Raw genomic sequence first — 12,710 nt, 5'->3', positions numbered from 1 at the left:
TTGTTCCGAGGGTTTAGTGTTTGGCCTCGCGAATCATGTTGCGGGCGATCACCAATTGCTGGATCTGCGTGGTGCCTTCATACAGCCGGAACAGACGCACATCGCGATAGAACCGCTCGATGGCGTACTCGCTCACATACCCGGCACCGCCGTGAATCTGCACGCAACGATCCGCCACCCGGCCACACATTTCCGTGGCGAACATCTTCGAGCAGGACGCTTCGGTGCCGATGTTCAGGCCTTCGTCGCGCTTGCGCGCAGCGTCCACCACCATGCAGCGGGCGGCGTAGATCTCGGCCTTGCTGTCGGCGAGCATCGCCTGGATCAGCTGGAACTCGGCTATCGGCTGGCCGAACTGTTTGCGTTCCAGGGCGTAGTGCAGGGCATCGTTGAGCATGCGCTCGGCGGCCCCGACGCTCACCGCAGCAATGTGCAGGCGGCCCTTGTCGAGTACCTTCATCGCGGTCTTGAACCCCACGCCTTCGACGCCGCCGATCAACTGGTCGGCCGGCACGCGCACGTTGTCGAAAATCACGTCGCAGGTGTGGGCGCCTTTCTGGCCCATCTTGTGGTCGCGCTTGCCCAGGGACAGGCCCGGTGTGTCGCGCTCGACGATAAACGCACTGATACCGCCCGAGCCTTTGATGTCCGGGTTGGTGCGGGCCATTACCGTGTAAATCCCGGCGTGGGGAGCGTTGGTAATAAAGCGCTTGGTGCCATTGATGATGTAGTGGTCACCGTGGCGCACCGCTGTGGTTTTCAGCGAGGCAGCGTCGGAGCCGGAGTCCGGTTCGGTCAGGCAGAACGAGCTGAGCAGCTCGCCGCTGGCCAGTTTCGGCAGGTAGTGCTGCTTCTGCGCCTCGGTGCCGTCCAGCAGGATGCCGATGGAGCCGATGCCGTTGTTGGTACCGAAGTAGGAGCGGAATGCCGGAGAGGTGCGCCCCAGTTCAAAGGCCACGTTGACCTCTTCTTCCATGGTCAGCCCGAGGCCGCCGTAGGCTTCGGGCAGGGTCAGGCCGAACAGGCCCAACTCGCGGAACTGGCTGACGATATCCGCCGGGACGTCATCGGTCTCGGCCAGTTCGTTTTCCCGTGGGATCAGCGCTTCGTTGACGAACTGCTGGAGGGTTTCCAGCAACAGATGAAGCGTTTCGGGGTCTCGGATCATGTGCATTCCTCAGCGGCCCGTTCGGCGGGCCAGTTGAAAGTCAATCTGCCGAGGCCCTGCACCGATCTGTCTAGCGGGCGGCGGCCTCGATGTTGTTCACCATGTGCTTGAGACGGGGCCCGATGTCGTCCTCGAGTTTCTCCCGGGAAAGGTGAAAACTCGGTCCGCCACAGTTGAACGTCAGCAGTCCATGTTGTGCATGCAGCAGCGGTACGGCGATGGCGTTTACATCGCGGTGCCACTCACCGATCGACATGCAGTAGCCGAAATCGGTGTAGTCCCGGAAGGCGCGTTCCAGGCCCTTCCTGATGCCCGGCCAGTCCTCCAGATGACGCTGGCGGATATGGTCGAGAATAAATTCCCGCTCGTTTTCCGGCATCGCTGCCAGGCAGGCGCGGCCTGCGGAACTCAAGTGCAACGGCAACCGCGTACCGACCTGGCGGCGCATGGTCATGTTGGCTTCACCCTGGACCACGTCCAGGTACACCATGTCCAAACGATCGCGGGTCGCCATGGCCACCGCGGCCTGGGCGTACTTGGCCATCGTCTCCATCAGCGGATGGGCCACGGCCCGCACCGACAGGTTCGAAAGCATCGCGTAACCGAACGCCATCACCCCTACATCCAGCTGATACCGGCCTGACTGCGGCAGGTGCTTGAGATAGCCCAAGCGGGTCAGCGTGTGGGTCATCCGTGTAATCGTCGGCTTTGGCAGCCCGGTCTTGCGCGCCAGCTCCTGGTTACCCAGCACGCTTTCGCTGGGGGTAAAACAACGCAGCAATTCCAGGCCACGTGCCAGGGCGGTAACGAACTGGCGGTCCTTGTCTTCTTCCTCGTCGGCATTCATCGGATCGATCAGCAAGTGCTCGAATGCGTGGTTGCCGGCAGGTGCTTCAGGCGTATTCGGGTCCATGTTTCGACGGCGCATGTTAGTCCCCCTTTTTTTAGAAAATCAACAAAACAAAATTGTATTCCGCACAGCGAAACTAATCAACTTCACTGGTGATTGTCTTTTTGTTTAATAAAATCCGTCTAAACAAAGAGTTATAGCCCGATTTGTGGGCAGCTCAGGTTTTTACGTTTACATCACGACGAGTCGGTCCTTATGATTATCGCTAAATACGGAATGTTGTTTCGCATAGCGAAACAGGCGATATCCGAACTAACAAGAACATTGCAGCAGGAGAACTTGTGGCCAGCCTCGACCAACCCGTAGTGCACCTCGACGTCCAGGACAATGGCGTCGCCGTGGTACGCATCCACCGTCCCGAAGTTAAAAACGCCTTGAACGCCCAGGTTCGCGAAGAACTGGCCGAACATTTTCGTGCCCTGGCCAAGCGTCGTGATGTGCGCGCCATCGTGCTCACCGGCGGCGATCAGTTCTTCGTGGCCGGTGCCGACATCAAGGAATTCGCCAGCGCCACGCCGATCGAGATGTACCGCCGGCACACCGAGTATTTGTGGGAAGCCATCAGCCGCTGCCCGAAGCCGGTGATCGCCGCGGTGAATGGTTTTGCCCTGGGCGGCGGTTGTGAGTTGGCCATGCATTGCGACCTGATCGTCGCCGGTGAGTCGGCGCGGTTTGCCCAGCCCGAGGTCAAACTGGGCCTGATGCCAGGCGCCGGTGGCACCCAGCGCCTGGTGCGCGCCGTGGGTAAGTTCCAGGCCATGCGTATCGCGTTGACCGGTTGCATGGTCAACGCGCCGGAGGCTCTGGCCATGGGCATGCTCAGCGAAGTGGTGGCGGATGACCAGACCATCCCCCGCGCCCTGGAACTGGCTGCGCAGATTGCTGCGTTGCCGCCACTGGCGGTGGAGCAGATCAAGGAAGTGATGCTCGCCGGCGCCGACCTGCCGCTGGAAAGCGCGCTGGTGCTGGAGCGCAAGGCCTTTCAACTGCTGTTCGATTCGGCGGACCAGAAGGAGGGCGCCGCGGCGTTCTTCGAAAAACGCACCGCGAACTATCTGGGGGAATGACGATGACGGATTCAATCAAGATCATGGGCCTGGTAGGCACCGGTGTGATGGGCGCCGGCATCGCTCAGATTGCCGCCCAGGCGGGCGTGTTGGTGCGCTTGTTCGATGCCCGCGATGGCGCTGCGCAAACCGCTCGGGACAACCTCGGCGCCACGCTCTCGAAACTGGCCGCCAAGGGCAAGATCACCCAGGCGGCGATGGACGCAGCGCTGGAAAACCTGCACGTCGCCGCCACAGTTGAGGCATTGCACGATTGCGACCTGGTGGTGGAAGCCATCGTCGAAAACCTCGACGCCAAGCGCGGCCTGTTGCAGCAACTGGAAGGCGTGGTCAGCGCGGGCTGCATCCTCGCCACCAACACCTCGTCGCTGTCGGTCACGGCCATCGCCACCGGTTGCCAACACCCTGAGCGGGTAGCGGGGCTGCACTTCTTCAACCCGGTGCCGTTGATGCGCGTCGTCGAAGTGATCGACGGCCTGGCCACTGCGCCGAAGGTCGGCGATGACCTGCTGGCCTTCGTGGCCCGCACCGGCCATCGCGGCGTGCGCGCCAAGGACACCCCGGGCTTTATCGTCAACCACGCCGGCCGTGCCTACGGGACCGAAGCGTTGAAGATGCTCGATGAAGGCATTGCCGAGCGCGGCGACATCGACCGTATCCTGCGTGAAGGCGCAGGCTTTCGCATGGGCCCGCTGGAACTGCTGGACCTCACGGGCCTCGACGTTTCCCACCCGGTGATGGAGTCGATCTACAACCAGTTCTATCAAGAAGCGCGCTACAAACCGTCGCCCCTGACCCGCCAGATGCTGGCGGGCGGACGCCTGGGGCGCAAGAGCGGGCTGGGCTTCTACCGTTACGAAAATGGCCAGGTAGTTGACGGCCCGCAGCCGCAGCCGGTGCCTTCGGTGAAGCATCTGCCGCCGGTGTGGATCGCCACCGAAAACGCCGACGACTACGAGCGCCTCAGCGCCTTGGTGATCAAGTTGGGCGCGCACCTTGAAAGCACGGCACAGCCTTCGCCTGAAGCGTTATGCCTGCTGGCGCCTTACGGCCTCGATGCCACATCGGCCAGCGAGCGCTTCCACACCGACCCGGCGCGCACCCTGTGCATCGACCTGCTGACCGACCTGTCACGCCATCGCACCCTGATGCAAAACCCGCTGACCTCCACCGCCACCCGCGACGCCGCCCACGCGCTGCTTGCCAGTGACGGGGTGGGCGTGACGGTGATCAGCGACAGCGTTGGCTTCGTCGCCCAACGCACCTTGGCGATGGTGGTCAACCTGGCCTGCGACATCGCCCAGCAACGCATCGCCAGCGTCGACGACATCGACCAGGCGGTACAACTCGGCCTGGGTTACCCACAGGGTCCGCTGGCCTGGGGCGATGCCCTTGGGCCGCGGCGCATCCTCACGATTTTGCAGCGCATGAGCGAACTCACCCACGACCCACGTTATCGCCCCAGCCCCTGGCTGCGGCGGCGTGCAGTGCTGGGGATTTCCCTGCGTCATGAAGAGCCGGCAGTCGGCTGATTTCGATTCATCACAGGACAAGAATAATGGGTGCATTGACAGGTTTGCGGGTGCTGGATTTAAGCCGGGTATTGGCCGGTCCCTGGTGTGGCCAGGTATTGGCCGACCTCGGCGCGGAAGTGATCAAGATCGAACGGCCACAAAGCGGTGACGACACCCGTGGTTGGGGCCCGCCGTGGATGAAGACCGACACCGGCGAGTCGTCCGGGCAGGCGTCTTATTACCAGTCCACCAACCGCGGCAAATTATCCGTGGCCATCGACCTCGCCACCTCCGAAGGCCAGGAACTGGTGCGAGCCCTGGCGGCCAGCTCCGACGTACTGATCGAAAACTACAAGGCCGGTTCCCTGGCGCGCTATGGCCTGGATTACGCGACCCTGGCCGAGATCAATCCACGGCTGGTGTACTGCTCCATCACCGGTTTCGGCCAGACCGGCCCGCGTGCCGAAGAGCCCGGCTACGACTTCATCATCCAGGGCATCGGCGGCCTGATGAGCATCACCGGCGAGCGCGACGACTTGCCCGGCGGCGGCCCGCAAAAAGTCGGCGTAGCGTTCTCCGACCTGATGACCGGCCTGTACTCCACCGTCGCCATCCAGGCCGCACTGCTCAGCCGCGAACGCACCGGCGTTGGTCAACACATCGACATGGCGCTGCTGGACGTACAGGTCGCAACCCTGGCCAACCAGAGCATGAACTACCTGGCCTCAGGCAAGGTACCTGAGCGGTACGGCAACGCCCACGCCAACATCGTGCCGTACCAGGTGTTCCGTGCGGCAGACCGCGACTTTATTATTGCCTGCGGCAACGACAGCCAGTTTGTTGCGCTGTGCCACAGCATTGGCTTGCCGCACCTGCCGCAAGACCCGCGCTTTCGGCGCAATGCCGATCGGGTCGCGCACCGGGCCGAGATTGTCGAGCTGTTGTCGGCGCACTTTCTGGGGCGTACGGCGGACGAGTGGGTGGCGAGTATTCACGCATCGAAAGTGCCGGTGGGCGCGATCAATAACATCGCGCAATCGTTGGAAGAGCCGCAGGTGATTGCCCGAGGCTTGATGGTGAAGATCCCGCATCCCAAGAATCCGGATTTCGCCATGGTCGGCAGCCCGATCAAGATGTCGGGCACGCCGGTGGAGTATGTAAGGCCGGCGCCGATGTTGGGGCAGCATACCGATGAGGTACTGGGCGAGCGCCTGGGGTTGTCGGCGGAGCAACTGGGGCAGCTCAAGGCGGTCGGGGTGATCGAACAGTTGGATTGAGCAATGGCGGCCGAGAAGGCCGCCATCCACCTTGATGACTGTTTAGCGCGTTACTTCTTTCAGGTAGGTATTTCGGGCAGCAACGGCCGTAGGCGTGAAATCCGTGAAAACACCGTCCACACCGGCCCGGAAAAAGGCCAAGTATTCGGCCGCGGGGTCGCCCTTGTAGGCACCCGCCAGGTATTTGGCTTCGTTGCGGAAGGTGAAGATATGGACGAACAAACCAGCCTTGTGCGCATCGCTGATCAGGTTGGTCGGCTTGAAGGTGTCGACTTCGGGCAAACCAGGGTTTTGCGCTGAAGTGGCGGTCAGCGACATCGCCTGCGGCTTCCAAGGCCCGATGCCGTCGGCGTAGGTCTTGACCTCGGCCAACCCGGCCGGAGTCAGCATCGCACCAAAGGCGCGTGGGTCGCCGGCGACGGTCCAGCTGTAGGGGCGGCCGCTGACGAAGGTGTTGGGTTTGTCCGTGATGAAAATGGTTTCGCCGGTCTTGAAGTTCACACCGTTCCCATCCACCAACTGCACCGCCCTGGATTGCAAGCCGATAGAGCGCAGGTACTTCAGGCTGCTCGGGTCAAAGCTTTGCACAAACACCGGCGCGTCTTTGCGATTGAGGTTGTTGTCTTTAAGAGTCTTGAGGAACGCCGCTTCGAACGGATGACTGCCCGGCGCGCCGCAACCATTGGCGATGGCCTGGGCGTTGTTCCAGATTGGGTTTTTGCTTTCCGGGTAGGTGGTAATCACACGGCCTGTGGCGGCGCTTTTGGCTTTTGCAATGTCGATCACTTCCTGGAAACTCAAGATCGGCAGCTTGCCGTTGAGTTCGGTTGGACGCTCGTCGCGGGCGTCGTACGTCGTGCCGCCGATCCATTGCTTGAGTTCGGCCAGGGTGAAATCGCTGATTGACCAGTCGTTGGTATGGTCTTCGCCGTCCACGATCAAGGATTTCAGCACTGACTTTGGATCGTTGGGGTTGGTCAAATCGCTCAGGTACTGGGCCGGGCCATTTTCTGCGGTGGCGGGATACCGGACATTGACCAACACTCCTGGAACCGTGCGCTTGCGGCGAGCAACCTCTGGGTTGGTCTTCGCCACGTCGCTGATGTTGGTGTTGTCGCTCAACCAGGGATTGTGCCGAGCTACCAATACACAGTCCTTGGTCATGTGCAGGTCCAGCTCGAGCGAGTCGGCACCGGCATCGGCCGCATGCTCATACGACGCCCGGGTTTCCTCGGGGTACAACCCCGGCAGGCCGCGATGCCCGATTACCAGTGGAGGTGCACCGTCCAGGGTCTTGAAGGAAGTGGAGGCGGCAGGCGCACTCCCGGTCACACTGTCACACGCGCTCACCATCAGGCTGCATCCGATAACGATAAAACGGGCAAGCAGGGTTTTTACCGCTGGCGGGCCTGAGCGAGTGTGCATGTGTCGTCCTTCAAGAAGAGGGTAGGGGCGGGGCATCTGCGGATGTTGGCGTTGACGCATGACAGAGTCGTGACAGGGAGTGGAGTGATGACTTTTCAGCAGTGCGCACCTTGGGAAAGCACAAATCTCACTGAATGCTTGACTTCTCCTTTTCAATCAGTAACATACGGCGCATTCCGCGATAGCTCAGTTGGTAGAGCAAATGACTGTTAATCATTGGGTCCCTGGTTCGAGTCCAGGTCGTGGAGCCAGATAGTGAAAAAGCCTGCAGAGATGCAGGCTTTTTTTTGCCTGGGATTTGACCTGGCAAAACCTGGTGAGGGGTGATCTTGATCTGCACTCCGCCTGCAGGGGGCCACGCTCGTCACTTTGCTCAAGCGCGGCCTGTAGCGTCGATCAGGCTTTTCCGGTGAGGGTGAATGCGCCCGTCAGCTTTGGCGTGCAGCACCTGGCGCCGCTGTGGGGCGAGTTCATGAAGGCCTACCCCAATGTCGAGCTGGATATCAGCTTGAACGACCGGTTGGTGGACCTGGTGGAGGAGTGCTTCGATGCGGCGGTGCGCATTGCGCGGATGGAAAATTGGTCTCTGGTAACGTGGTCTATCCCACGCGTAAACACCTGGCGAGCAAGGTTCGGGTGCTGATCAATTTTCTGGCTGAGCGATTCAGTCATCCCCAGTGGGAGCAGTAGACACCTTCCGATCAGGGACGGCGCGACACGAACAAGTTCACGCCAATACATACGAGCAGAGCCAGCGCAGAGAGCAACATTGCGTTCGACATTCCCCGGGAGAATGCGGCCGCGTCAGCACCGGCGATCATCGCTCCCGAGACGGCGACGCCTATCACGCCGCCCAGTTGTCTGGCGGAGGCCATCAACCCCGACGCGATACCCGCATCATGCTGGGTGACCGACGAGAGCATGGCGTTGGTAATCGACGGCACCGACATGGCGCTGCCAATACCGACCAGCATGAGCGCGCCATTGAGCAGCCACAAAGAGGCGTGTGACGTGGTTTGCGACAGCGTGACGAACCCGATGATTTGCACCGTGAAACCCGTGGTGATGATGCGGGTGGCGCTGAACCGTTTGGCGAAGCGCGATGAAAGCAGGGTTGAAAGCGTCAGCACCGCCGTCAGCGGAATAAACGACAAACCGGTTTTGAACGCGTCGTAATGCAGGAACGTCTGGAAGTAAATGCTGAAGACGAACACCGTGCCGTAAAAGGTCAGGTTGATCGCCGCGCCGGCCAGCGCCATGCTGCCCAGCACTTTGTTCGTGGCCAGGCGTGCCGGCAGCATGGGGTGCGGGACCCTCCGCTCAATCCAGATAAAGGCCACCGCGCAGATCAGCGCCAACACCATTGCGCCGAGTGTTGCGCCGACCCAGCCTTGTGCGCTGGATTCGGTTAAACCGTAGGTCAGCGCTGCCAGGCAAATGGCGATGCTGATTTGCCCGGGAATATCGATGTGCTTGTCCACCCGAGGGGAGGCGGGCGCGTATTTCAGAATCAGCAGGATCGCCAGCAGGCCGATCGGAATGTTGAGCAGAAACACACTTCGCCAGCCAAAGTATTCGATCATCAGCCCGCCGATCACCGGGCCGGCTGCTAATGCGATGCCCCCGCAGGCGCCCCACAGTGCGACCGCGGAGCGGCGTTTGTCCGGATCGTCAAACGACACGCGAATCAGCGTCAGTGAGGTGGGGATCAGCAAGGCGGCACCGATGCCCTGGATGATGCGCATCGTGATCAGCAGGGGCATGCTATTGGCCAGGCCACAGCCGACGGAGGCGAGGGTGAAGATGGCGAAACCCATCGCGAAGACGGATTTTGCCCCCCATTTATCGCCCCATGCACCGCCCAGGATCAGCAGGGCAGAAAACGGCAGCGCATAGCTGTTGATGACCCACTGCAGGCCCGTGAGGTCACTATTGAATGCCTCTTTGAGCGCACCGAGGCCGACGTTCACAACACTGACGTCCAGTTGCACAACAAGAAAACCGAGGCACGCCGCGGTCAGGATGGCTCGTAACGAGGAAGAAGGGTGGGTCATAGCGGCTGTAATTCACCTCGATCGCCAGTGATAGCCTGGCTATCACTGGCGCAATTCACTTAAACGAACTGCAGAACGTCGTTGACGGCTTTGCGTGGTTTTTGTGGCCAGTTGGTCGCGCCTGGGTAGCCAGCGGTGACCATCATGACGGGGATTTCCGCATCCGACAGGCCGAACTCCTTAGCCACTGCAGGTTGGTCGAATCCAATCATCGGGGTTGAAATCAGCCCTTGGCCTTTGGCCGCCAGCATCAGCGTCATCGCGGCCAGGGAGCCGGAGCGGATGGCTTCGTCGCGCTGTAACTGCGGGTTCTCCCCGTACATGCCCTGGGCCGCACCGACCCACATGTCGTAGATCGACTGGTCGATGATGCCGGCATCCACCGACGGCTTCAGCGCAGCCGGCAACGTTTCGTGTGGGTTGAGGGTGCCGCAGACAATAAACGTCACGGCCGCGTCCACCACCTTCTGTTGGCCAAATGCCAATGGCAGCAGTCGCGCCTTGGCTTCGCTGCTGCGAACCGCCACGAACCTCCAGTTTTGCAGGTTAAAGGCGGAAGGGGCGTGTGTAGCCAGGTTGACCAGCTCGGCGATCTGATCGTCGGTCAATTGACGTTCAGTGTCGTAGCTGTTGGCGGAAATTCGGGACTTGATAACTTCGGCAATACCGGACATGGCGATCTCTGTGCGTTAAGGGGCAAGTGTCTTCGTTCACATCAACGGCTGAAGCCGTCGAACGGGGTCATGTACACCGCGCCGAACGGGTCCAGGCGCTTGCGGATTTCAGCATCCGGCGTGCCGTACACCACCAGGCTGGTGATGGTGCACAGTTCCAGGAACCGCTGGCCGAACGGTGCAAACGTGGTGTCGACGTGGCTGACCACGGCATCCGCGTTGTAGCGCTCAAGGATATGAACGGTGCTGGTGTCTTCGTTGGCGCTGTATTCGTAAACCAGCGTGCCTGGCTCTGCACGGGTGGCCGTGACGATTGAGGCGATCAGCGTCTTGAACTCGGCGAATTCCGCGGGTTTTACCGCGAGGGTAAACAGGCAGGAGATGTAGGGGTGCATGATGAGTGTCCGTCAGAGGCGCCAGGCGGCGCCTGTTGAGTAGGAGGGGGTCAAGACTTGTCTGGGGCATCCCCGAACAGCTTGCCGGCGCCAGCCCAATCGGACGCTGCGACGTCTTCGAAAATGACGTAGATGTAATTGGCGTCAGTGCCGGTGTGCTTGACGATGCTTTCGGTGATGTCGGCGGCAACAGCGGCTTTTTGCGCGTGTTCTTTACCTTCGAACCAGCTCACTCGTACGACGGGCATAAGGCATTCCTCTTGGGACATTGATCGGGGCGCAGTGCGTGGTGTGCACTGTTGTTTGACTGGAATCCATCGTAATGGCGAACAAGCTGGCGATAAACGGCCTCCAGCTATAATCTGGGTAGACTAAAACTCTACAATCAGCGAGCCCGACATGGTACCCATTGATTCCTTCCAGGGCGTTATCACCTTTGTGGTTGCTGCTCGCTCGTCCAGCTTCACCCAGGCTGCCGAGCGGTTGGGGCTGTCGAAATCTGCTGTGGGCAAAGCCATCGCCCGATTGGAGGAGCGCCTGGGGGTGCAGCTGTTTCATCGCACCACCCGACGGATTTCATTGACCGCCGATGGCGAAGCCTATTTCGCGGCGTGCTCTACGGCGCTGGAAGAAATCGGCGCCGCCGAAAGTGGCCTGGGTCCCGGTGGTGGTGAGCCTTCAGGGCGATTGCGCGTCGATATTCCGGTGGCCTTCGGTCGTCGCGTCGTTGCGCCCCTGCTCTTCGAGATCGCCAACAAGTACCCGGCGCTGCAATTGAGCCTGACATTTTCCGATCATCTGGTGGACCCCTTCGAGGAGGGGATCGACTTGTTGGTGCGTTTCGGCGAATTGCAGGACACCAGCGGTCTGGTCGCGCGCCGGTTGATGCGCCAGCGCTGGGCCATTTGTGCCGCACCTGGCTACCTGACACGTTTTGGCGTGCCACATACCCTCGAAGATCTTAATCACCACCGCTGCATTGTCGGGCATCGACGCGGCCAGCCGTTGGCGTGGCGAGTCATGCAGGCAGGGCAGACGGTGCGCTACGCGCCACCCTCTACCCATCAGATTGGTGATGGCGAAGTCATGATTCTTGCGGCGGTTGCGGGCGCCGGCTTATGCCAGATGCCGCGTAGCCTGTTCCAGGACGATATCGAAGCGGGCCGGTTGGTAGAGGTGCTGCACACCTATGAACCGGAAGCGGTGGATGTGCATGCCGTTTGGCCGAAGGTGTCGCACCTGCGGCCGAAGGTGAGGTATGTGGTGGATGAACTGGTCAAGCTGTGTGCGCATTGGCAGTGATGGGCTAATCGCTGAACAGCTCAAACATCAGTTGTCGGAACCATTTATTGGCCGGGTCGCGATTGTATTTGCCGTGCCAGAACAGGTTGATCGCAATCTCGGGCAAGGGCAGGGGCAAGGGTAGGCTCGTCAGGCCAAAAGGGCCGGCGCAACTGTTGGCGAAACGCTCGGGGACGGTGGCGATCAGGTCAGTGTTCTGCAGGATATGACCCACCGCAACAAAGTGCGGCACCTCTAACCGAATCTCACGTTGCAGGCCTGCGCGCTGCATGTGTGTGTCGATTTCGCCGTGGCCGGTGCTGGCGGCCACAATCCTCACATGTCCGAACTCACAGAATCGTTCCCGGGTCATCGGCAGTTCAGTCAGCGGGTGGTTTTTTCGGCACAGGCACACATAGCGGTGATGAAACAGGCGGCGCTGGTAGAAGCCTGCCTGCAGGTCCGGCAGGAGCCCGACCGCCAGATCCACCTCACCATTGGCCATGCTTTCGGAGAGCTCGGCATTGCTGCGCAGGGTACTCACCGAAACGCCCGGAGCTTGCTTCAGCAGCGCCTCGATCAAGCGCGGCACAAAGTAAATTTCGCCGATGTCAGTCATCGCCACCACGAACCTTTTCTGGCTGGTGGCCGGGTCGAATTCATCGTGGCGGTTGATCGCGCCGTGCAACAGGCCGATTGCCTGGGAGACGGGTTCCGCCAGTTGCGCGGCATAGGGTGTGGGCTGCATGCCCTTGGGTGTCCGTACAAACAGTTCATCGTTGAACGTGGTCCGCAGCCGCTTCAGCGCGTTACTGACAGCGGGTTGAGTAAGCCCGAGGCTCTCGGCTGCTGCTGACACGCTTCGGTCCAGCAGTATCTGGTTGAAGATCACCAAAAGGTTGAGGTCCAGCTCGCGCAGATTCATCTCGGCTTGTCGCTCTGTGG

At 60.8% G+C, this 12,710-nt stretch carries 12 protein-coding genes, 1 tRNA gene and 1 pseudogene; 6 read left to right on the top strand and 8 right to left on the bottom strand.

From position 1 onward, the window contains the following. Nucleotides 1-13: 13 nt before the first annotated feature. Together HBJ59_RS00575 and HBJ59_RS00570 are read right to left on the bottom strand one after the other, a co-directional pair. Nucleotides 14-1,168, bottom strand: a complete 1,155-nt coding sequence (locus HBJ59_RS00575; RefSeq protein ID WP_167662506.1) for an acyl-CoA dehydrogenase family protein — start codon at nt 1,166-1,168, stop codon at nt 14-16. 70 nt (nt 1,169-1,238) lie between these two features. Then, nucleotides 1,239-2,096 carry an IclR family transcriptional regulator gene (locus HBJ59_RS00570; protein WP_167662505.1) on the bottom strand — a complete coding sequence of 286 codons (858 nt, stop codon included), beginning with the start codon at nt 2,094-2,096 and terminating at the stop codon, nt 1,239-1,241. 263 nt (nt 2,097-2,359) lie between these two features. On the opposite strand from HBJ59_RS00570, the gene HBJ59_RS00565 reads away from it, so the two are divergent. The 3 genes from HBJ59_RS00565 to HBJ59_RS00555 are packed head-to-tail and all read left to right on the top strand — an operon-like array spanning nt 2,360 to nt 5,936. Next, nucleotides 2,360-3,145, top strand: coding sequence for an enoyl-CoA hydratase (locus HBJ59_RS00565; RefSeq protein WP_167662504.1), 786 nt, complete (start codon nt 2,360-2,362; stop codon nt 3,143-3,145). Nucleotides 3,146-3,147: 2 nt separating this feature from the next. After that, nucleotides 3,148-4,677, top strand: a complete 1,530-nt coding sequence (locus HBJ59_RS00560; protein WP_167662503.1) for a 3-hydroxyacyl-CoA dehydrogenase — start codon at nt 3,148-3,150, stop codon at nt 4,675-4,677. Nucleotides 4,678-4,703: 26 nt separating this feature from the next. Beyond that, the gene (locus tag HBJ59_RS00555) at nt 4,704-5,936 is read left to right on the top strand and encodes a CaiB/BaiF CoA-transferase family protein (RefSeq protein ID WP_076014467.1); all 1,233 of its coding nucleotides are present in this window, start codon (nt 4,704-4,706) and stop codon (nt 5,934-5,936) included. 42 nt (nt 5,937-5,978) lie between these two features. Here HBJ59_RS00555 and HBJ59_RS00550 read toward each other — a convergent pair whose 3' ends face one another. Continuing rightward, nucleotides 5,979-7,361, bottom strand: coding sequence for a glycerophosphodiester phosphodiesterase family protein (locus HBJ59_RS00550; RefSeq protein WP_178124237.1), 1,383 nt, complete (start codon nt 7,359-7,361; stop codon nt 5,979-5,981). Between the two features lie 175 nt (nt 7,362-7,536). Here HBJ59_RS00550 and HBJ59_RS00545 point away from each other — a divergent pair. Then, nucleotides 7,537-7,612: transfer RNA gene (locus HBJ59_RS00545), tRNA-Asn, on the top strand. A gap of 158 nt (nt 7,613-7,770) precedes the next feature. Beyond that, nucleotides 7,771-7,953 (top strand): annotated as a pseudogene (locus tag HBJ59_RS00540) (LysR substrate-binding domain-containing protein); the annotation flags it as partial. 109 nt (nt 7,954-8,062) lie between these two features. On the opposite strand, the gene HBJ59_RS00535 reads toward HBJ59_RS00540, so the two are convergent. Genes HBJ59_RS00535 through HBJ59_RS00520 form a run of 4 tightly spaced genes read right to left on the bottom strand, consistent with a single transcriptional unit; the run spans nt 8,063 to nt 10,732 of the window. After that, entirely contained in the window at nt 8,063-9,415 is a 1,353-nt protein-coding gene (locus HBJ59_RS00535) for an MFS transporter (RefSeq protein WP_167662502.1), read from the bottom strand. Nucleotides 9,416-9,474: 59 nt separating this feature from the next. Beyond that, nucleotides 9,475-10,089: a nitroreductase family protein gene (locus HBJ59_RS00530; protein WP_167662501.1), complete on the bottom strand. Its 615-nt coding sequence runs from the start codon at nt 10,087-10,089 to the stop codon at nt 9,475-9,477. Nucleotides 10,090-10,130: 41 nt separating this feature from the next. Further along, nucleotides 10,131-10,484 (bottom strand): putative quinol monooxygenase, encoded by a 354-nt coding sequence (locus HBJ59_RS00525; protein WP_167662500.1) that lies wholly within the window; start codon nt 10,482-10,484, stop codon nt 10,131-10,133. 50 nt (nt 10,485-10,534) lie between these two features. Continuing rightward, nucleotides 10,535-10,732 carry a 4-oxalocrotonate tautomerase family protein gene (locus tag HBJ59_RS00520; RefSeq protein ID WP_058822715.1) on the bottom strand — a complete coding sequence of 66 codons (198 nt, stop codon included), beginning with the start codon at nt 10,730-10,732 and terminating at the stop codon, nt 10,535-10,537. A gap of 151 nt (nt 10,733-10,883) precedes the next feature. Between HBJ59_RS00520 and HBJ59_RS00515 the strand changes: the two genes are divergently transcribed. Beyond that, nucleotides 10,884-11,786 (top strand): LysR family transcriptional regulator, encoded by a 903-nt coding sequence (locus HBJ59_RS00515; protein ID WP_167662499.1) that lies wholly within the window; start codon nt 10,884-10,886, stop codon nt 11,784-11,786. A gap of 4 nt (nt 11,787-11,790) precedes the next feature. Here the strand turns inward: HBJ59_RS00515 and HBJ59_RS00510 are convergent, their stop codons facing one another. Further along, entirely contained in the window at nt 11,791-12,690 is a 900-nt protein-coding gene (locus HBJ59_RS00510; protein ID WP_076014546.1) for a LysR family transcriptional regulator, read from the bottom strand. Nucleotides 12,691-12,710: the final 20 nt, after the last annotated feature.

Origin of the sequence: Pseudomonas sp. AN3A02, assembly GCF_011765255.1 — a bacterium.
GTDB lineage: Bacteria > Pseudomonadota > Gammaproteobacteria > Pseudomonadales > Pseudomonadaceae > Aquipseudomonas.
Note: the sequence above shows the minus strand (reverse complement) of the source record. Positions and strands in the feature narration are given on the sequence as shown.